At 70.2% G+C, this 19,548-nt stretch carries 15 protein-coding genes; 9 read left to right on the top strand and 6 right to left on the bottom strand.

Annotated elements, in window-relative coordinates; genetic code table 11:
• Positions 1-305 precede the first annotated feature (305 nt).
• Positions 306-500 (top strand): hypothetical protein, encoded by a 195-nt coding sequence (locus GFH49_RS18245; RefSeq protein WP_155057050.1) that lies wholly within the window; start codon positions 306-308, stop codon positions 498-500.
• Positions 501-503: 3 nt separating this feature from the next.
• Here GFH49_RS18245 and GFH49_RS18240 read toward each other — a convergent pair whose 3' ends face one another.
• Entirely contained in the window at positions 504-1,148 is a 645-nt protein-coding gene (locus GFH49_RS18240) for a mycothiol-dependent nitroreductase Rv2466c family protein (protein WP_155057049.1), read from the bottom strand.
• A 148-nt stretch (positions 1,149-1,296) separates the two neighbouring features.
• Here GFH49_RS18240 and pepN (GFH49_RS18235) point away from each other — a divergent pair, with 148 nt between their 5' ends.
• From pepN (GFH49_RS18235) to GFH49_RS18225, 3 genes are all read left to right on the top strand, one after another.
• A complete protein-coding gene (gene pepN / locus GFH49_RS18235; protein ID WP_155057047.1) occupies positions 1,297-3,915 on the top strand; it encodes an aminopeptidase N in 2,619 nt (872 codons plus the stop codon).
• Between the two features lie 208 nt (positions 3,916-4,123).
• The gene (locus tag GFH49_RS18230; protein WP_155057045.1) at positions 4,124-5,173 is read left to right on the top strand and encodes a hypothetical protein; all 1,050 of its coding nucleotides are present in this window, start codon (positions 4,124-4,126) and stop codon (positions 5,171-5,173) included.
• 127 nt (positions 5,174-5,300) lie between these two features.
• Positions 5,301-5,459, top strand: a complete 159-nt coding sequence (locus tag GFH49_RS18225) for a hypothetical protein (RefSeq protein ID WP_155057043.1) — start codon at positions 5,301-5,303, stop codon at positions 5,457-5,459.
• 692 nt (positions 5,460-6,151) lie between these two features.
• On the opposite strand, the gene GFH49_RS18220 is transcribed toward GFH49_RS18225, so the two are convergent.
• Positions 6,152-6,541, bottom strand: a complete 390-nt coding sequence (locus GFH49_RS18220; RefSeq protein ID WP_155057041.1) for an ATP-binding protein — start codon at positions 6,539-6,541, stop codon at positions 6,152-6,154.
• Positions 6,542-6,745: 204 nt separating this feature from the next.
• On the opposite strand from GFH49_RS18220, the gene GFH49_RS18215 reads away from it, so the two are divergent.
• On the top strand, positions 6,746-7,627 hold the full coding sequence (locus tag GFH49_RS18215; RefSeq protein ID WP_155057040.1) for a helix-turn-helix domain-containing protein: 882 nt from the start codon (positions 6,746-6,748) through the stop codon (positions 7,625-7,627).
• A gap of 2 nt (positions 7,628-7,629) precedes the next feature.
• Complete coding sequence (locus GFH49_RS18210; protein WP_155057038.1) at positions 7,630-7,836, top strand: DUF397 domain-containing protein; 207 nt, start codon at positions 7,630-7,632, stop codon at positions 7,834-7,836.
• Between the two features lie 102 nt (positions 7,837-7,938).
• Here GFH49_RS18210 and GFH49_RS18205 read toward each other — a convergent pair whose 3' ends face one another.
• On the bottom strand, positions 7,939-9,714 hold the full coding sequence (locus GFH49_RS18205; RefSeq protein ID WP_155057036.1) for a TIGR03767 family metallophosphoesterase: 1,776 nt from the start codon (positions 9,712-9,714) through the stop codon (positions 7,939-7,941).
• Between the two features lie 203 nt (positions 9,715-9,917).
• A complete protein-coding gene (locus tag GFH49_RS18200) occupies positions 9,918-10,406 on the bottom strand; it encodes an NUDIX hydrolase (RefSeq protein WP_155057035.1) in 489 nt (162 codons plus the stop codon).
• Positions 10,407-10,667: 261 nt separating this feature from the next.
• On the opposite strand from GFH49_RS18200, the gene GFH49_RS18195 reads away from it, so the two are divergent.
• Entirely contained in the window at positions 10,668-13,949 is a 3,282-nt protein-coding gene (locus GFH49_RS18195; protein WP_155057033.1) for a S8 family serine peptidase, read from the top strand.
• A gap of 79 nt (positions 13,950-14,028) precedes the next feature.
• Here GFH49_RS18195 and GFH49_RS18190 read toward each other — a convergent pair whose 3' ends face one another.
• The gene (locus GFH49_RS18190) at positions 14,029-14,757 is read right to left on the bottom strand and encodes a hypothetical protein (RefSeq protein ID WP_155057031.1); all 729 of its coding nucleotides are present in this window, start codon (positions 14,755-14,757) and stop codon (positions 14,029-14,031) included.
• Between the two features lies 1 nt (position 14,758).
• Positions 14,759-15,280, bottom strand: a complete 522-nt coding sequence (locus GFH49_RS18185; protein WP_155057029.1) for a sigma-70 family RNA polymerase sigma factor — start codon at positions 15,278-15,280, stop codon at positions 14,759-14,761.
• Between the two features lie 220 nt (positions 15,281-15,500).
• Between GFH49_RS18185 and GFH49_RS18180 the strand changes: the two genes are divergently transcribed.
• Together GFH49_RS18180 and pepN (GFH49_RS18175) are read left to right on the top strand one after the other, a co-directional pair.
• Positions 15,501-16,520 carry an aspartate-semialdehyde dehydrogenase gene (locus GFH49_RS18180; protein ID WP_155057027.1) on the top strand — a complete coding sequence of 340 codons (1,020 nt, stop codon included), beginning with the start codon at positions 15,501-15,503 and terminating at the stop codon, positions 16,518-16,520.
• Positions 16,521-16,860: 340 nt separating this feature from the next.
• Positions 16,861-19,431, top strand: a complete 2,571-nt coding sequence (gene pepN, locus GFH49_RS18175) for an aminopeptidase N (protein WP_155057025.1) — start codon at positions 16,861-16,863, stop codon at positions 19,429-19,431.
• Positions 19,432-19,548 lie beyond the last annotated feature (117 nt).

The following is a 19,548-nucleotide window of genomic DNA, read 5'->3' as shown; positions in this document are numbered from 1 at the left end:
CCGTGAACTTCTCACTTTGCACCGAGATTTCCACCTGTGCGAGGGATTGACGCTCTTCTTCAGCTGTTACACCCTCTGTAACCATTCGGCTCGACGCGTTCACTGCTCACGGCCCGCGGCGCACCCGTACACGGATGCCCTCGTCGTCGACCCCGAATCCTTCACCGGGAGAGGAGGCATCGACGTCGTCCACCGGGACCTCGACGGGTTCGAACGGCAGGGAATCGTACGGAAGCGGAGGTCGTCGAGCCGGACGCGGGGCGGGCCCGAACCGGCTCGTGGCACCTGAGACGGAGAACGCTGTGATGTTCAGACGGTGCCCGAACTGCGGTGGCGGCCCTCTTCAGGAGTTCCGCGAACTCCATGACGCGGAGAAGGAGATCGTCCGGCAGCAGAAGGACGAGTTTCCGCCGGAGGCCTACATCCGGTGCGCCCGCGACGGCTGCAGACGGTTCCAGCGGAAACTCAGGTGGGACGACGGCGGGAACTTCCCCGAATGATCCCTACAGGTTGCTGAAGTCCGGCCCCTTCGTCCGCGTGCGCTTGAGCTCGTAGAAGCCGGGGACCGAGGCCACGGCGAGGGTGCCGTCCCAGAGGCGGGCCGCTTCCTCGCCCTTGGGGGTGGGGGTGACGACCGGGCCGAAGAAGGCGAGCTGCTCGCCGTCGGCGCCGGGTACGGCGATCACCGGGGTGCCGACGTCCTGGCCGACCTTGTCGATGCCCTCCTTGTGGGAGGCGCGCAGCTCGGTGTCGAACTCGAAGTCCTCCTGGTCGAAGTAGTCGATCAGGTCGGCGGGCAGGCCGGTGTCGGCCAGGGCGCCGACGACGGCCTCGCGGGTCGGGCCCTCGCCCTGGTTGTGGATGCGGGTGCCGAGCGCGGTGTAGAGGGGGCCGACGACATCGGCGCCGTGCTTCTGCCAGGCCGCGGTCACCACGCGAACCGGCTGCCAGGCCGTCTTGGCGAGCATCTCGCGGTATTCCTCGGGCAGCTCGTCGATCCTCGGCTCGTTCAGCACGGCCAGGCTCATGATGTGCCAGCGGACCTCTATGTCCCGGACCTTCTCCACCTCCAGCACCCAGCGAGAGGTCATCCAGGCCCAGGGGCACAGCGGATCGAACCAGAAGTCGACGGGGGTCTTGTCCGACATGTCTCTCCTCATGAGGCAGGCGGGTCTCCGCGGAACGTCTGAACAACGCCGCTGCCCGCCCGGTCATTCCCTGATGCCGCATGTCAGAGCCGCATGGCAGGATCAGCGCTGTCCGCATACTGAACACATCCCCGAGGGAGTGCCGCCCGTGCCCGGTGAGAATCTGTCCCGCGACGAGGCCCGGGAGCGGGCCGCCCTGCTGTCCGTCGACGGGTACGACGTGTCCCTCGACGTGCGTTCCGCCACCGGCGACGGGGACTTGGACGACCAGGCGCCGCGCACCTTCCGCTCGGTCACCACGATCCGCTTCCGCTGCGCCGAGCCCGGCGCCACCAGCTTCGCGGACCTGATCGCGCCGAGTGTGACCGCCGTCTCCCTCAACGGCAAGGACCTGGACCCCAGCGAGGTCTTCGACGGCTCGCGGATCACCCTGGAGGACCTCGCCGCCGACAACGAACTCGTCGTCGACGCCCAGTGCGCCTACTCCCGCACCGGCGAGGGCCTGCACCGCTTCGTCGACCCCGAGGACGGCGAGGTCTACCTCTACACGCAGTACGAGCCCGCCGACTCCCGCCGCGTCTTCGCGGGCTTCGAGCAGCCGGACCTCAAGGCCCCGTTCCGCTTCGAGGTGCGGGCGCCCGAGGAGTGGACGGTGTGGAGCAACGGCGTCGGTGAACTCGCGGACGGCGTATGGAGGTTCGCGGAGACCAAGCCGATCTCGACGTACATCACCTGCGTCGTGGCGGGGCCGTACCACTACGTCACGGACTCGTACTCCCGTACCTTCGCCGACGGCACGGCGCTGGAGATCCCCCTCAGCGCCCTGTGCCGCAAGGGACTCGCCCCCTACTTCGACGCCGACGACGTGTTCCTGGTGACCAAGCAGGGTCTGGACTTCTTCCACGACCACTTCGACTACCCGTACCCCTTCGGGAAGTACGACCAGGCGTTCGTGCCCGAGTACAACCTCGGCGCGATGGAGAACCCGGGACTGGTCACCTTCCGGGAGGAGTTCATCTTCCGGGGCAAGGTGACGCAGGCGTCGTACGAGGGCCGCGCGAACGTCGTGCTGCACGAGATGGCGCACATGTGGTTCGGCGACCTGGTCACCATGGAGTGGTGGGACGACCTGTGGCTGAAGGAGTCCTTCGCCGACTTCATGGGCGCGTTCGCGCTGGTCGGCGCGACCCGCTTCCAGGACGGCTGGATCACCTTCGCCAACCGCCGCAAGGCATGGGCGTACCGCGCCGATCAGCTGCCGTCCACCCACCCCATCACGGCCGACATCCGCGACCTCCAGGACGCCAAGCTCAACTTCGACGGCATCACGTACGCCAAGGGGGCGTCCGTACTGAAGCAACTCGTCGCGTACGTCGGTCAGGACGCGTTCCTGGAGGGCGCACGGCGCTACTTCAAGCGGCACGCTTACGGCAACACGCGCCTCGGCGATCTGCTGTCCGTGCTGGAGGAGACCAGCGGCCGGGACATGGCGGCGTGGGCGCGGTCCTGGCTGCAGACGGCGGGCGTGAACTCGCTGACTCCGCAGGTGCTGCTGGACGCGGAGGGGCGTATCGACGAGCTGGCGGTGGTGCAGGAGGCCCCCGCTGTGCTCGATCAGCCGACTCCGTCGGCGGGCCACCCCGAGCTGCGCCCGCACCGTGTCGCGGTGGGCCTGTACCGGCGGGCCGCGGGCGGCGGCCTGGAGCGGTACGCGCGAGCCGAGGTGGACGTCGAGGGCGCGCGTACGGTGGTGGCGGAGCTGGCGGGTGCGGCGGCGCCGGAGCTGGTGCTGGTCAACGACGACGACCTGACGTACTGCAAGATCCGCTTCGACGCGACCTCGCTGGAGACGCTGCGGGACGGACTGGGCGACCTCACCGACCCGCTGGCCCGCGCCCTGTGCTGGTCGGCGCTGTGGAACATGACGCGGGACGCGCTGCTGCCGGCGCGGGACTTCGTGGACCTGGTGCTGCGGTTCGCGGGCCGGGAGTCGCAGATCGGCGTGGTGCAGATGCTGCACGCGTGGGCGGAGTCGGCGCTGGTGCACTACGCGGCACCGGAGTGGCGGGTGCGGGGTGGTGCGCGGCTTTCCGAATGCGCCGAGCGCGAGCTGTACCGCGCCGAGCCGGGCAGCGAGCACCAGCTGGCGTGGGCGCGCTTCTACGCCCGGACGGCCGAGGACGCGGGAGCCTTCGAGACACTGCGGGGCCTGCTGGACGGCACGTCGGCCGTCGAGGGACTGAAGGTCGACCAGGAGCTGCGGTGGGTGTTCCTGGAGCCGCTGGTCGTGCACGGGTTCGCCGACGAGAAGGCGCTGGACGCGGAGCTGGCCCGGGACGACACCGCGTCCGGCAAGCGCCACCAGGTCCGCTGCCTCGCCGCCCGTCCCTCGGTCGCGGTCAAGGCGCAGGCCTGGGCGCAGGTCGTCGAGTCCGACGCGCTGTCCAACGCGCTGGTCGAGGCGACGATCGCGGGTTTCTCACAGCCGTCGCAGCGGGAGTTGACCGCGCCGTACGCCGAGAAGTACTTCGCGGCCATCGAGCGGGTGTGGTCGGAGCGGTCGATCCAGATCGGGATGGACGTGGTGCGGGGGCTGTTCCCGGGGCTGCAGGACTCCGAGGGCACCCTGGCCGCCACGGACGCCTGGCTGTCGGCACACGAGACGGCGGCACCGGCCCTGCGACGGCTGGTGCTGGAGGCGCGGGACGACCTGGCGCGGGGGCTGCGGGGGCAGGCATGTGACGCGGCGGCGGCGTCAACCGCATAGGACCTTTGGCCAACGGTCACGGCCTCCGTGACCGTTACGGAATTCAGCCAATAGCAGCCGTAACCCCTGGCCCAACCCGAACGGACCAGGGGTTTTCCCTGCCTACTCGGCACCCGAACACCCGTCCTTTAATGCCACGTTGTCCGCTTTTGTCGACGGGCGTGTAACAGCGGTTAAAGGTCGGATCGGACGCGGAAGCCTCCGGTTCATGAACCACAACACCCCGCTCTCCCCCCGCCCCCTCCGTCACCTCTCCGAGGTGCACCGCCGCGTCATGACCGCGGCTCAGCTCCGCTCGCACGGTGTGTCCACGGCCGACGCGAACGACCAGTGCCGGCCCGGCGGCACCTGGCAGCAGATCCTGCCGGGCGTCTTCCTGCTCCACCCGGGCCCGCCGACCGGCGAGGAGCGGCTGCACGCGGTGCTGATGTACGCGGCGCGCGAGTCGTCCCCGGGCGTGCCGGCCCAGCCGGGCGCGGACGACCCGCACCGGCCGGTGTACGCGGAGGCGATGATCACGGGCCACGCGGCGCTGGCCCTCCACGGTTTCACCTCCGCTCCCCCACTGCTGTCCCTGGAGACGCTCGACGTCCTGGTCCCCCGGCTGCGCCGGCTGCGCTCGACCGGGCCGGCCCGGATCGTCCGTACGGCGGCCCTGCCCACCCCGCAGCACGTCGCGGGCGTCCCGGTCGCCCCCGTGCCCCGCGCGCTCGCCGACGCGGTCTCGGGCCTCGCGGACGCGGGCGCCGTACGCCGTCTCCTCACCGAAGCCGTGCGCGGCGGTCACTGCGAACCGGCCTCCGTCGTCCGGGAACTGAACAACGCCAAGCTGCTCAGCCGCCCGCACGTCGTCGACGCGGTGGACTCCCTGCTGGCCGAGGGCCGCGCGATCGCGGAGGACCGGCTGTACCGCATGGTCAGCGAGTCCGGCCTGCCCGACCCGGTGTGGAACGTCGACCTGCGGCTACCCGGTGGACCCCACCTCGGCGGCCTGGACGCGTACTGGCCGGAGCAGGCGGTCGCGGTGGAACTCGACACCCGGGCCCCCCGCCAAGGCCTTCGGCACGACGACGACGCCCTGTGGTCCGAATACGCCCGCAAGCGCGAGCACTTGGAGCGCCTGGGCATCACCGTCGTCCACATCACGCCGAAGAAGCTCCGGGACTCGACGGAGCAGCAGGCGACGGTCGTCCGCACCGCCCTGATGGCGTCGGCGGACCGCGATCCGGCCGCGTATGTCGTGGTGCTGCCCCGGTAATGCCAGACCGGGACCGGCATCAGGAGGGGAGAGGAGTCACCGTCCAGGTCGATCGTCAGCGCCGCGTCCAGCGCCTTGGCCAACCGGGTAAGCAGCGGCAAGCGTGGGCACGGAGTCGCCACCCTCGATGTTGGAGATCTACGGCTACGTCGACGGCAGGTCGGAGGGCACACGGACGTACAGGCAGCAGCAGCGCTCCCGGGTGAAGAAGCGGGAGCGGTACTACACCCGGGGTTCGACGTACACGGCGTACGGACCGGCGGGGTTGGCAGCGGACAGCCGGTGACACATCCCAGGCCGGGCCCAGCGGCGATGCTGGCGCCTCGTCTATCACATCGGTCCCACCGGTCCCGGCTGGGGAGGTGATTGGCGCATTTGTCTCACGCAGGTGGGGCCTGTCCTGGGCTTCCGCGCCGCTGGAGTGAGACAAATCTACCAATCCCTTGCCCGCCGGCAACCGATCAGAGATCCAGGGCCGGGGCACCACAGCCAGCGGCCGCCACAGCCCCGGCCCACCCCGACACCAAGCCTGCCGCCGAACCCACCGACGCACACCCACAACACTCGCGCCCCCACGCACAGCAGCGACCGACCCACCGCCTGCCGCCAGGCCTCCCCGGTGTGCCCCGCCCAGCCGACGCGTCCCGCACCAACCACTCACCGCAAGCCGCCGACCTCACCCGGCATGCCGCCACCCGGCGGATGCGCCCCACACCCCCAGGCACCGCTCGCCGCCAAACACACCCGGCGTCCCCCGACCCGCGATCGCGTTCCCCAACCCCGACCCACCGCCCGAGCGACCCGAGAGGTCGGCCCACCTGGGCCCCGCTTTCCTCCCGGCCGCTCGCTCGCTCCCCTCGCGTGCTGGAGCGAGCCGAGTCAAGGGTGGCCCGGAGGGCCATCGCCGAAGGCGACGCGCAGCGCCCTTTACTCGGCTCGCGGAAGCACGACACTGGTGAAGAAGCGAGTGGCCGACGGTCACCTTGTCATCGCCGTCAACCGTGCCCGGACCGTCTTGCCGACGTCCGCGCGCAGGAACCACTCCAGCTCGGCGGCGAGTTGGGCCACGACCAGCAGCCCCCGGCCGCCCTCCCCGTCGGGCTCCTCACGGATCTCCGGAAACGCGCGCACCGGGTCCGACACGTCGATAACCAACCCGCCATCCTCCAACACAGCCAGCCGCAGCCACAGTTGATGCCCTACGACCTTGGCGTGCCGTGCGGCGTTGGCGACGAGTTCGGAGGTGACGAGGACGGCGTCGCCGATGTCACCGGGCCAGTTCCACATCGTCAGCAGACGGCGGACGTGGAGGCGGGCGAGGCGGACGCTGGGGAGGGTCATGGGGTAACCCATGGACCAGTCGTGCATGGGGGTGCCTTCCGTGGGACGGGCTTCTCAATCACGGTGACGACACTGCAAATCGAGCTGCAATCGAAACTGCTCAGAAATTTCTGAGCAGTCAGAAATGGACTATGCCCGCATCTGCACAAGCAGCTGCACGGGTCGTACACGCCGTGTCACACTCGGCACGCAAGGTCAAACGACACGTACAACAGCACGCGGACGGTGCACATGGCAGCAAAGCGCGGGCGGACCGGCCAGCGGCTCGAACTTGGCCTTCAACTGCGCCAGTTGCGGGAGAGCTGCGGCCTCGGTGATCGCGGAGGCGGGCTCACCCGGAAGCAGGCGGTACAAGGGCTGCGCGTCTCCGAAGCCACGCTGCTGAGGATCGAGACCGGGGCGTTGAACTTCCGGAACGTCGGTGATCTGCGCAAGTTGTTGGACAAGTACGGCGTCAACGACGAGGACGTCATCGAGTCGCTGATCAACCTCAATCGGGAGTCCGGCCATCAGGACTGGCTGACGCAGTTCCGTGGCCTCATGCCGACCGGGATGCCGTCGTTCGTGGGCCTTGAGCCGGAGGCTCGCAGCATGCGGGCGTATCACCCCACCCTGGTGTATGGCCTGCTTCAGACGCAGCGCTATGCCCATGCCCTCCTTGAAGCGCACAAGCCCGTCGAGGAGCACACCTCCGAGTTCGTCCGCAGTAGCGTGGAGCTACGAATGAAGCGCCAGGAAGTGCTCACCAGGGAGGACCCCGTCAAGCTCCGAGTGATCCTGGGAGAGGCAGCACTCCGGTATCCGGTCGGAGGCGCCGAGGTGATGCACGAGCAGTTCGAGAAACTCGTGACGATGTCGTCCTGGGACCACGTCACCGTCCAGGTGCTGCCTTTCCGGCCCGGTTACCGCTCCGCCAACGACTTTGCGATCCTCGACCTCGGCGACGATCTCCCGCCGCGTGTCCAGATCGACAGCGCCTGGGGCGCGACGCACACCTCGGACAAGCGCCGTGAAGTCGACCGCTTCGTCCGCCGGTTCGACGCCATGACAGCATCGGCGCTGCCACCTGAGGACACGCCCGGCTTCCTGCACCGACTAGAACGAGAGCTGTAGCCATGCCCACGCATCCCACTGCCCCCGAACTCGCGCCGGACTACGCCTGGTTCAAGTCGTCGTACAGCGACGGCACCGGCCAGAACTGCGTCGAAGTCGCCCACCTCGCCCCCGCCATCGCCATCCGCGACTCCAAGAACCCCACCGGCCCCGCCCTCTTTCTCCCCCTCACGGCGTGGACCGCGTTCATCACCAACCTCCGCGCCTGACTTCCGGCTCCGCGCGCCAATTGGCAGGTTTGAGCCAGCCTCCCGTGCCCCCTTGCTGGGAGCCCGTGGCCCAAACGTGCCAATCACTCACGCTCGCACGGTTCAGACCTTCTTCAGCACCAGCTCCGCGTTCCGGTCCCCCGGCTCCCCCGCCTGGGTCGTGCTGGCGCCCGGGGCGTTGAAGGAGAGTTCGCGGTAGAGCGCGGCCAGGCCGGTCTGGGAGAGGTCGGTGAAGTCCGTGCGGTGCGGGGCCGCGGATTCGATGAGGGTGGTGAACAGGGACAGTGTGCCGTCCTTGTTGTCCACCACCTCGACGACCCGGGCGAGTTGGGGGAAGTCCACGTGGGAGGCGGTGGAGATCTCCCAGAAGGAGTGGCCGCCCGATGCGGTGTGCGGGGTGATGACGTTCCGGTGGATGTGGCCGTTCACCCAGGCGACGACGTTGGTGTGGCGGCCGAGTACGGCGAGGACGTCCTCGCCGCCGTGCCGGCGGTCGTTCGGGCGGGCCGGATCGGGGCGCAGGTTGGTCATCGTGCCGCTGGTGTGGTGGCTGAAGACGAGCGCGTAGGAACCCTTGTTCTGCCGCAGCGTCCGCTCCAGCCACCTCAACTGGCTCGCTCCGACGGACCCGTTGTAGTGGCCGCCCGCGTCGGTGGTGTCGAGGCTGATGCCGATGACGTCGTCGGAGATGCGGAAGCTGTAGTACTGGGTGCCCGCCTCGACGTTCGCCGCGGAGTAGCCGTGCCCGGCCGGGCCCACGCCCTGGTACGCCGGGTCCAGGTGGGCCTCGACGTACTCGGCGGCGGTGAACGGGGCGCGGTTGTCGTCCGGGGTGACCGAGCGCAGGTCGCGGGAGTGCGCCCGCAGCAGATCGCGGAACCAGGTCCCCTTGGGGTCCGTGTCGCCCTTGAGCGTGTCCTGGAGCTTCTTCGCCTCGGACGCCGACAGGCTCATCAGCTTCTTGCCGCCGACGGCGAACTCGGCGAGGTAGGAGTCGCCGTGGCCGTATGTGCCCAGCGGCATGGCGTCGTGGTTGCCGACGGTGGAGTACCAGGGGATGGTGAGGCCGGGGCTGTTCATCTCGCGGATCGCGGCGGCCAGAAAGCCCTCGATGTGCGGGAAGCCGAGCTGCTTGTCGGCGTCGCGGGCGGTGGAGTCCGGCTGCCAGTACTGCTTGAGGCCGCTGTTCTGGACGCCCTCGTAGTGCCGCGGGTCACCGGAGTCGGGGGTGACCCGGCCGCCGCTCATGATCGTCAGGAACCACTCCAGCTCGGACTTGGCATTGTTGTCCGTGTTGTCGCCGGTGGTCATGGCGAAGTGCAGCGGGGAGCCGGTGACGGGGGCTCCCCGCAGCGCGTTGACCCGCTCCACCAGCGAGATCGCCCCCGGCACGGTCAGCGCCTCCTGCGGCCGCCAGGCGTGCACGTCCGTCGAGCGGAGGAACTCCAGGCGCAGCGGGTGCTGGCTGTCGATCAGATGCAGATCGGTGAGCTGTACGAACGCGGCAAGCGCGGTACGGCGGCCCGCGCGCCCCGACTTCGGCGCGGCCAGCTCGCTGCGGACGACCCGCTGCCAGCCGGGGCCGGACCCCAGTCGCCGGTAGCCGGAGGAGGTGCGGGGGGCGGCGACCTGGGCGAGCGTGGTGCCGTGCGTGTAGGGCGCCAGGGGTGCGGCGGTGACCGGCTCGCCGGCGGTGGCGCGCGCTTCGGCGGTGGTGGCGGGGGCGGTGGCGGTGGCGGTGGCGGTGGCGGCCTGGCTGTCGGTGGGCCGCAGGGCGTAGCCGAGACCCGCGGACAGGGACACCGCCCCGGTGGCGGCGAGCAGCGTACGACGGTGGACCCCCAGCGCGGAGCTGGCGACAGAGCGTATCCGCGACATGCGCGTGTCTCCCCGAGTGCGAACGCGTCGACAGTGGTCACGGACCGTCGCTGACGCGAACTGTCCGCTCGTACTGGATCGTTGGCAGCAGGGGTGACCTGCACGTGAACGAGACCGCAACGCGCGGCGCCGATCGCCGTACGTCGATCTTGGACTACCCCGCGCGTACTCGTCCGCTCGGCGAACGGCCGGGACGCGGTCACTCAGCGTTCATCTTCGGGGGTACTGAGCTGGTCCCGGTCCTGCGGAACCCGCCCCGCCACCGGCCGCTCCCGCCACAGCCGCAGGCCGATGTCGACGAGGCCGACGCGGGTCAGGTCGGATACGGCGGCCAGGTCGTGCCAGGCGGCCAGGTCCGTGGAGCCGCCGATCTCGGGGCGCAGTTCGCCGCCGATGACACGGCCCTCGTAGACGAGGCGGACGCCGTGGTGGTCCACGGAGCGGCCGAGGCGGCGGGGGATGGTGGCGTGCCGGGAGTGCACGCCGAGCAGTCCGGTGACCTCGATCCGGTATCCGGTCTCCTCCTCGACCTCCCGCAGGACCGTGTCGTAGGGATCCTCGCCGTGCCACATGCCGCCGCCGGGCAGGGTCCACTCGGGTATGCCGTCCCCTTCGCGTTTGCCGCAGGCGAGCAGGAGCCGTCCGTCGCGAACGCACATGGCGTAGGCCGCCACCCTCAACCTCTCGCGCATGCAGGGACATTAGTCGTCGGGAAGGAGGGCTGAGGGGCAGCAGCCCGAACAGGGGGTGACATCGCCGCGTTCGGGAGGTATGACCCTAAAGATCATCGCGGGTTTTCCCCACACATGCATATCGTTTCGGTCAACACTCCCCGAACAACAGTCCCTTGCGTAAAGCTGTGCGATCGTCCGGGTTCGCATTCCGGACCGACGTGACCGGGGTTGATCGGCCCGGTCGCGCCACAACCGTTCCTTTAGCTACAAGGGATGCCGATGACCCTCACCCCCCAGCGCGATCCGATATCGGGTGCAAGGCGTATGGCCCGAACAGCCGTGACCGCGGGTCTCGTCGCCGCGCTCTCCGCGGCCGGGCCGATACCCATGGCCATGTCCGCCGACCAGGCCGCGCCCGCGGCCGACGCCACCGTCAAGTCCGCTCACGACAAGCTCGGTTCGGACGACGCCGATCTGCTCGCCGAGGCGAAGGCCGACGGCGACAAGACCGTCACCATGATGGTGGCCACGGCCCCCGGCAGGACCGAGCAGGTCGCCGAGCAGCTCGACTCCGTCAAGGGCGGCCTGGTGGGCCGTACGTACGACAAGCTCGGCTACGTCCGTGCCACCGTCCCCACCGCGAAGGCCGACTCGGCCATCGCCGACGCCACGAAGCTGTCCTCCGTGCACGGCATCGACCTGCGCGAGGAGATACCGCTCGACGACCCGACGCCCAGCGCGGACACCGCCAAGGGCGGGACGGCCACGGGCACTTACCCGGCCCCCGGCAAGAACACCCCCGCCGAGAACCCGTACAACCCGTCCCACGAGACGGGCGCCGTCGACTTCGTGGACGAGAACCCGGAGGCGGACGGCCGCGGTGTCACCATCGGCGTCCTGGACTCGGGCGTGGACCTGGCCCACCCGGCACTGCAGAAGACCACCACCGGCGAACGCAAGATCACCGACTGGGTGACCGCGACCGACCCGGTCGTGGACGGCGACCGGACCTGGCGCCGGATGGACACCTCGGTGTCCGGGCCGACCTTCACCTACGGCGGCACGACCTGGACGGCGCCCGCGGGTTCGTATCGGATCAGCACGTTCCTGGAGTCGTCCACCACCGGCGGCGACGCGGACGGCGACGCGAACCGGGACGGCGACACGACCGACTCCTGGGGCGTCCTCTACGACGCCGCGGCCGGCACGGTCCGCGTCGACCTGAACAACAATCACGACTTCGGTGACGACGCGCCGATGAAGCCGTACAAGGACGGCTTCCAGATCGGGTACTTCGGCACCGACGACCCGGCCACCGAGGTCGCCGAGCGCCAGCCGTTCGTCGTCGAGATCCGCAAGGACGTCGTCTACAACGGGGCCGGCGCGAAGGCCGACTTCGTCAACATCGGCGTCATCGAGTCCGAGCACGGCACGCACGTCGCCGGCATCACCGCCGCCAACGGCCTGTTCGGCGGCGAGATGGACGGTGCCGCCCCCGGCGCGCAGATCGTCTCCTCCCGCGCCTGCACCTGGTCCGGCACCTGCACCAACATCGCGCTCACCGAGGGCATGATCGACCTGGTCACCCGGCGCGGCGTCGACATCGTCAACATGTCGATCGGCGGCCTGCCCTCCCTCAACGACGGCAACAACGCGCGCGCCGAGCTGTACACGCGGCTCATCGACGAGTACGGCGTGCAGCTGGTGATCTCCGCGGGCAACTCCGGCCCCGGCGCGAACACCATCGGCGACCCGGGCCTGGCCGACAAGGTCATCTCGGTCGGCGCGACCATCTCCAGGGAGACCTGGGCCGCCAACTACGGCTCGCAGGTGCGGAAGTCGTACGCGATGATGCCGTTCTCCTCCCGCGGCCCGCGTGAGGACGGCGGCTTCACCCCGACGCTCTCCGCGCCCGGCGCCGCGATCAACACCATCCAGACCTGGCTGCCGGGCACCCCGGTCGCCGAGGCGGGCTACTCACTGCCGGCCGGCTACGGCATGCTCCAGGGCACCTCGATGGCGTCCCCGCAGGCGGCGGGCGCGTCCGCGCTGCTGCTCAGCGCCGCCGGGCAGGAGGGCATCGACCTCACCCCGGCGAAGCTGCGCACCGCCCTGACCTCGACCGCCGACCACATCCCCGGTGTGCAGGCGTACGAGGAGGGCGCGGGCCTGATCAACGTCGTGGACGCGTGGGAGGCCATCGAGGACGGCGCCACCGCGCACGACTACACGATCAAGGCGCCGGTCGACACCGCGATCGACTTCGCGCTGGAGACCCCCGGCTTCGGCACCGGCCTGTACGACCGTGAGGGCGGCCTGAAGGCCGGGCAGAGGAAGACGTACGACGTCACCGTCACCCGTACGTCCGGCGCGAACCGGGCGCTGCCGCACGAGCTGTCCTTCGAGAACAACGCGGGCGGCACGTTCAGGATCGTCGGCTCCGACGTCGTCAGGCTGCCGCTGAACCAGCCGGTGACCGTCAAGGTCCAGGCCGCGCCGAAGTCCGCGGGCATCAAGAGCGCGATCCTGGAGATCGACGACCCGCGCACCGAGGGCGTCGACAAGCAGGCCATGAGCACCGTCGTGGTCTCGGCGCCGCTGAAGTACAGCTACTCCGCGTCCGGTTCCGTGCAGCGCAACAGCACCACGTCGTACTTCGTGACCGTGCCCGAGGGCGCGAGGTCGCTGGAGGTCGCGATCGGCGGGCTGAAGGGCAAGAGCCAGACCCGGTTCATCGCGATCCACCCGTACGGCGTTCCGGTCGACAACACCTCCACGCCGTTCTGCTACAACAACTACCTCGACGGCAACGGCTGCAAGCCCGACGTGCGCTCGTACGCCGACCCGCAGGCCGGTGTCTGGGAGATCGAGGTCGAGTCGCGCCGTACGTCGCCGCTGCTCGACAACCCGTACACGCTCGACGTCGCCGTCTACGGCGCGGCCTTCGACCCCGAGGTCGTGACCGTGCCCGAGGCCGAGGTCGGCACCCCGGTCGAGGCGTCCTGGACGGCGACCAACAACCTCGCCGCCCTGGACGGCACGCTGGCCGGCGGCCCGCTCGGCTCGTCGAAGACGGCCCGCCCGACCATCGCGGACGGCGTGACCCAGACCAGCACGGTCGAGGTGCCCGAGGGCGCCACGGCGCTGGACGTGGCCATCGGCAACGTCTCCGACACGGCCGCCGACCTGGACCTGGTGGTCCTCGACGCCGACGGCAACGAGGTCGGCAGCTCCGCCGACGGCGACTCGGAGGAGGCCGTCTCGGTGCCGGACCCGGCCGCCGGTACGTACACCGTCCTGGTCATCGGCTACGCGGTGCCGTCCGGCTCCACGGCGTACGACTACCAGGACGTGTTCTTCTCCACCGCCCTCGGCAGCGTCACCGTCGACGAGACGCCGGTGAAGCTCGGTACGGGCGACTCGGCGACCGTCTCCGCGAGCGTCACCGCCGCGGCGGCCGCTCCGGAGGGCCGTGAGTTCTTCGGCCAGGTCCAGCTGGTCAACGCACGCGGCACGGTCGCGGGCGTCGGCAGCGTGAAGATCGAGAAGGTCACGCCGTAGTGCGGTAGCCAGATAGTGCGGTGGTGCGGTACGTGTGACCGGGGCGGGCGGCCTTGATGCTTGGGCGCCCGCCCCTTTCTCATTCGCAGGTGAGGGTGCGGGACTCGGGCAGGGCCCGGGTGATCCAGGCGCGTTCGCGTGCGACGGCCTTCTCCCCGACCGTCCATATGTCGGGCGAGGCGGCATCGCGCGGGATGCCGATCAGGGTGTGGTCGCCCTTGCTCAGGCGGGGGTCGACGTCCTCGCTCATGACGAAGACGATCTCGTCCTCGCCCCTGGCGGGCTTGTAGTAGCGGGTGACGTCCAGGGTCACCCGGTCCTGTGCGGTGCCGGGGACCGGCTCCACGGCGGTGACCGTGCCCTCGACGACGAGACGGGCGCAGGCGAGGTATCCGGCGCCGCTCTGCGACGCGCTCTCCGCCTTCCCCGACGCCTTCCCCGCGTCTTCCGAGGCAGCGCTGTCGCTGCCGGCGCCGCTGTCGCTCGCACTGCCCCCGGACTGCACGACAAGCCACCCCATCCCCGCGAACAGCGCGGCGGCACACGCCACCGCGAGCCCGCCCAGCGCGACCCTGAGCGTCCCGCGCCCCCGGTGCCGTACCGGGGCGGGTTTCCCGGTCCGCTGCTTCGCCGGCTCGGCGGCCAGCGTGTCCCCGATGAACCCCAACTGCTCGCGCAGCAGCGCCAGATCGGCGAGAGCCGACTCGTGCTCGGTCAGGAAGGCGGCGTCCGCGCGGGCCTCGTCCGTGAGCGGCTCGCCGGTGAGCGCCGCCATCAGCGCGTCGGCGCCGTTGTGTTCGGCGGTCATGTCACACCACCTCGTCCTCGTGCAGGCGGGCGCGCAGAGCCCGTACCGCCGTGTGCAGCCTGCTCTTGACCGTGCCTTCCGGGATGCCGAGTTCGTCGGCTATCGAGCGGACGGACAGATCGGCGTAGAAGCGCAGGACCACGACCTGGCGCTGGGAGTCGGGCAGCTCGTCCAGTCCCTGGGCGACGGCGAGGGAGAGCACGCTGGTGTCCTCGCCGGAGGGGTGCGAAGGCTGGCGCAGCGAGGCCAGGCGCTCGCCGAGCCGTTCCTGGCGGCGCTTGGCGCGGTGCCAGTCCATGGCGAGGTTGGAGGCGACGACGGCCGCCCACGCGGAGACGTCGCGCGGCGCCTCGTACCCCTTCGCCGCCCGCTCCAGGAGCCGCAGCCGGACCTGCTGAACCCCGTCCGGCAGGTCCGTCTGCGGCACGCCGCCCAGTGCGAGCACCGCTCGCACCCGGCGTTCCTGAGCCGCGTCCAGAGGATCATCGTGCCCCTGGTCACGGCGGGCCTTTCTGCGCAGCACAAGCCACCCCCCTCACCGCGTTTCCTCTACGACGCCGCAGCGCACGGAAACGTTCGGCGGATCCCCGGGGAAATCGTCCGGGAAATCGTCCGAGGTGTACGTCACACTGCCCGGTGTTCCATTCCTCGGGCATGGAGCGCAAAGAATTGGACAGGCGGACCGGGGTCGGCCGCATGATGGAGACGCCGCAGACACGCAGGTACACGCAGAGGGAGTCGCCGTGAGGGTCGGAATCGTCGGAGCCACCGGGCAGGTCGGCACGGTCATGCGCAGGATCCTCACGGAGCGTGCCTTCCCGGTCACCGAGCTGCGCCTGTTCGCCTCGGCCCGCTCGGCGGGGACGGCCCTGGACGGCGTGACGGTGGAGGACGCGGCGACCGCCGACTACAGCGGCCTGGACATCGTGCTGTTCTCCGCGGGCGGCGCGACCTCCAGGGCGCTGGCCGAGAAGGTCGCCTCCCAGGGCGCGGTCGTGATCGACAACTCCTCGGCCTGGCGCAAGGACCCGGACGTACCACTGGTGGTGTCCGAGGTGAACCCGCACGCGATCGCGGACCGGCCCAAGGGCATCATCGCCAACCCGAACTGCACCACGATGGCCGCGATGCCGGTGCTCAAGCCGCTGCACGCGGAGGCAGGCCTGGAGGCGCTGGTCGTCGCCACCTACCAGGCCGTGTCCGGCTCCGGCCTGGCCGGCGTGGCGGAGCTGCACGGGCAGGCGCAGAAGGTGATCGCCGACGCGGACAAGCTGACGCATGACGGCGGCGCGGTCGACTTCCCGGAGCCCGGTGTCTACAAGCGCCCCATCGCCTTCAACGTGCTGCCCTTCGCCGGCAACCTCGTCGACGACGGTCTGAACGAGACCGACGAGGAGCAGAAGCTGCGCAACGAGTCCCGCAAGATCCTGGAGATCCCCGGGCTCAAGGTCTCCGGCACCTGCGTGCGCGTCCCGGTCTTCTCCGGCCACTCCCTCCAGGTCAACGCCCGTTTCGCCCGCCCGATCAGCGTCGAGCGCGCCACCGAGCTGCTGGCCGACGCCCCCGGCGTGGAGCTCTCCGACATCCCGACCCCCCTCCAGGCGGCCGGCCGGGACCCGTCGTACGTCGGCCGCATCCGCACCGACGAGACCGTCGACAACGGCCTCTCCCTCTTCGTCTCCAGCGACAACCTCCGCAAGGGCGCGGCCCTGAACGCGGTGCAGATCGCGGAGCTGGTGGCGGCGGAGCTGGGCGGCCAGTAACAGCCGCCGGTAAGCCAGCAACACCTGCGCCTGGAGCCCGCGCCTCGGGCCGGTCACCCACGAGCGCCCGGCCCCTTCGCATACGCGAGCACCGGGGCCGTCCGGGACGGGCGCGTGCGGATGACCGGCGGGACTTGGACACGGCGTTCGCCCCGTCCAGCCCGTCCGGCGTTTGAGGACAAGGCCCTTCAGGGCCGAAGCGGGGGCTCGGGGCGCCGCCCCCAGAGACGCGAGCGCGACGGACCCGCGGGGCCCCTGCCGAACCGTCGGAGACATGCGCGCAGGTCCCATGGAAGGATGGCCGAACCGCCGAAGCCACACATATCGAGGAGATGACCGCGTGCCTGGCACAAACCTGACTCGCGAAGAGGCGCAGCAGCGAGCCAAGCTGCTCACCGTTGACTCGTACGAGATCGATCTCGACCTCTCCGGCGCGCAGGAGGGCGGTACCTACCGGTCCGTGACCACGGTGCGCTTCGACGTCACCGAGACCGGCGCGGAGTCCTTCATCGACCTGGTCGCCCCAACCGTCCACGAGGTGACCCTCAACGGCGACCCGCTCGACCCCGCGGAGGTCTTCGCCGACTCCCGGATCGCCCTGCCGGGGCTGCTGGCGGGCCGCAACATCCTCCGTGTGGTCGCCGACTGCGCGTACACCAACACCGGAGAGGGCCTGCACCGGTTCGTCGATCCCGTCGACAACCAGGCCTACCTCTACACCCAGTTCGAGGTGCCGGACGCCCGCCGGGTCTTCGCCTCCTTCGAGCAGCCGGACCTGAAGGCCGTGTTCCAGTTCACCGTCAAGGCGCCGACCGGCTGGACCGTCGTCTCCAACTCTCCGACGCCGGAGCCCAAGGACGACACCTGGGTCTTCGAGCCGACGCCGCGGATCTCGACGTACATCACCGCGCTCGTCGTCGGGCCGTACCACTCCGTCCACAGCGTGTACGAGAAGAACGGGCAGTCCGTCCCGCTCGGCATCTACTGCCGGCCCTCGCTCGCCGAGTTCCTCGACTCGGACGCGATCTTCGAGGTGACCCGGCAGGGCTTCGACTGGTTCCAGGAGAAGTTCGACTACGCGTACCCGTTCAAGAAGTACGACCAGTTGTTCGTGCCGGAGTTCAACGCGGGCGCGATGGAGAACGCGGGCGCGGTGACCATCCGCGACCAGTACGTGTTCCGGTCCAAGGTCACCGACGCCGCGTACGAGATGCGGGCCGAGACGATCCTGCACGAGCTGGCCCACATGTGGTTCGGCGACCTGGTCACCATGGAGTGGTGGAACGACCTGTGGCTGAACGAGTCGTTCGCCACGTACACCTCCATCGCCTGCCAGGCCTACGCGCCCGACTCGCGCTGGCCGCACTCCTGGACGACCTTCGCCAACTCCATGAAGACGTGGGCGTACCGCCAGGACCAGCTGCCCTCGACGCACCCGATCATGGCCGAGATCCGCGACCTCGACGACGTGCTCGTCAACTTCGACGGCATCACGTACGCGAAGGGCGCGAGCGTCCTCAAGCAGCTCGTCGCGTACGTCGGCATGGACGAGTTCTTCCGGGGCGTACAGGCGTACTTCAAGGCGCACGCGTACGGCAACACGCGCCTGTCGGACCTCCTCGGCGCGCTGGAGGAGACCTCCGGGCGCGACCTGAAGACCTGGTCGAAGCTGTGGCTGGAGACGGCCGGCATCAACGTCCTGCGCCCGGAGATCGAGACCGACGCGAACGGCGTCATCACCTCCTTCGCCATCCGCCAGGAGGCCCCGGTGCTCCCGGCGGGCGCCAAGGGCACGCCGGCGCTGCGCCCGCACCGCATCGCCGTCGGCCTGTACGACCTGGACGACGACAGCGGCAAGCTGCTGCGTGACGACCGCGTCGAGCTGGACGTCGACGGCGAACTGACCGCCGTACCGCAGCTGGTGGGCAAGCGCCGCCCGGCCGTGATCCTGCTCAACGACGACGACCTGTCGTACGCGAAGGTCCGGCTGGACGAGCGGTCCCTGTCCTTCGTCACGGACCACCTCGGCGACTTCGAGGCGTCGCTGCCGCGTGCCCTGTGCTGGGCGTCGGCGTGGGACATGACCCGGGACGCGGAACTCGCCACCCGCGACTACCTCTCCCTCGTGCTGTCCGGCATCGGCAAGGAGTCCGACATCGGTGTGGTGCAGTCGCTGCAGCGCCAGGTGAAGCTGGCGATCGACCTGTACGCCGACCCGGCCGCCCGCGAGGCCCTGCTCACCCGCTGGACCGACGCCGCGCTGGCCCATCTGCGGTCGGCGGCGCCGGGCGGCGACCACCAGCTGGCGTGGGCGCGGGCGTTCGCGGCGACGGCTCGTACGCCGGAGCAGCTGGACCTGCTTCAGGCGCTGCTGGACGGTTCGCAGACGATCGAGGGCCTGGCCGTCGACACCGAGCTGCGCTGGGCGTTCGTCCAGCGGCTCGCGGCCGTCGGCCGGTTCGACGAGGCGGAGATCGCCGGCGAGTACGAGCGGGACAAGACGGCGGCGGGCGAGCGGCACGCGGCCACGGCGCGCGCGGCCCGGCCCACCCCGGAGGCGAAGGCGGACGCCTGGGCGTCGGTCATCGACTCCGACAAGCTGCCCAACGCCGTCCAGGAAGCGGTCATCTCCGGCTTCGTCCAGACCGACCAGCGCGAGCTGCTGGCGCCGTACACCGACACGTTCTTCGAGGTCGTGAAGGACATCTGGGAGTCCCGCTCCCACGAGATCGCCCAGCAGATCGCCGTCGGCCTCTACCCGACCCTCCAGGTCTCCGAGGAAACCCTGGCCAAGACGGACACCTGGCTGACCTCCGCCGGGCCGAACGCGGCCCTGCGCCGGCTGATCTCGGAGTCGCGCTCCGGTGTCGAGCGCGCGCTGAGGGCCCAGGCGGCGGACGCGGCGCAGTAGTTCGTACGTAAGCCCTTCTCACATCAACACGGGCGCCCGGCGCTATGCCGGGCGCCCCCTTTCGTACGATCCACCCGTCAGGCGGGCGCCGAGCAGAGGTGTCGACGGCACCGAGCC

The organism is Streptomyces blattellae (assembly GCF_009709555.1).
GTDB lineage: Bacteria > Actinomycetota > Actinomycetes > Streptomycetales > Streptomycetaceae > Streptomyces > Streptomyces blattellae.
The sequence above is the reverse complement of the archived record's forward strand: the minus strand, read 5'-3'. Positions and strand labels throughout refer to the sequence as shown.

Excerpts from the sequence above, each read along its gene's own strand:
- GFH49_RS18245 (WP_155057050.1), top strand. The coding sequence starts at position 306 with ATGTTCAGACGGTGCCCGAACTGCGGTGGCGGCCCTCTTCAGGAGTTC.
- GFH49_RS18240 (WP_155057049.1), bottom strand. The coding sequence starts at position 1,148 with ATGTCGGACAAGACCCCCGTCGACTTCTGGTTCGATCCGCTGTGCCCC.
- GFH49_RS18230 (WP_155057045.1), top strand. The coding sequence starts at position 4,124 with ATGAACCACAACACCCCGCTCTCCCCCCGCCCCCTCCGTCACCTCTCC.
- GFH49_RS18225 (WP_155057043.1), top strand. The coding sequence starts at position 5,301 with ATGTTGGAGATCTACGGCTACGTCGACGGCAGGTCGGAGGGCACACGG.
- GFH49_RS18220 (WP_155057041.1), bottom strand. The coding sequence starts at position 6,541 with ATGCACGACTGGTCCATGGGTTACCCCATGACCCTCCCCAGCGTCCGC.
- GFH49_RS18215 (WP_155057040.1), top strand. The coding sequence starts at position 6,746 with ATGGCAGCAAAGCGCGGGCGGACCGGCCAGCGGCTCGAACTTGGCCTT.
- GFH49_RS18210 (WP_155057038.1), top strand. The coding sequence starts at position 7,630 with ATGCCCACGCATCCCACTGCCCCCGAACTCGCGCCGGACTACGCCTGG.
- GFH49_RS18205 (WP_155057036.1), bottom strand. The coding sequence starts at position 9,714 with ATGTCGCGGATACGCTCTGTCGCCAGCTCCGCGCTGGGGGTCCACCGT.
- GFH49_RS18200 (WP_155057035.1), bottom strand. The coding sequence starts at position 10,406 with ATGCGCGAGAGGTTGAGGGTGGCGGCCTACGCCATGTGCGTTCGCGAC.
- GFH49_RS18195 (WP_155057033.1), top strand. The coding sequence starts at position 10,668 with ATGACCCTCACCCCCCAGCGCGATCCGATATCGGGTGCAAGGCGTATG.
- GFH49_RS18190 (WP_155057031.1), bottom strand. The coding sequence starts at position 14,757 with ATGACCGCCGAACACAACGGCGCCGACGCGCTGATGGCGGCGCTCACC.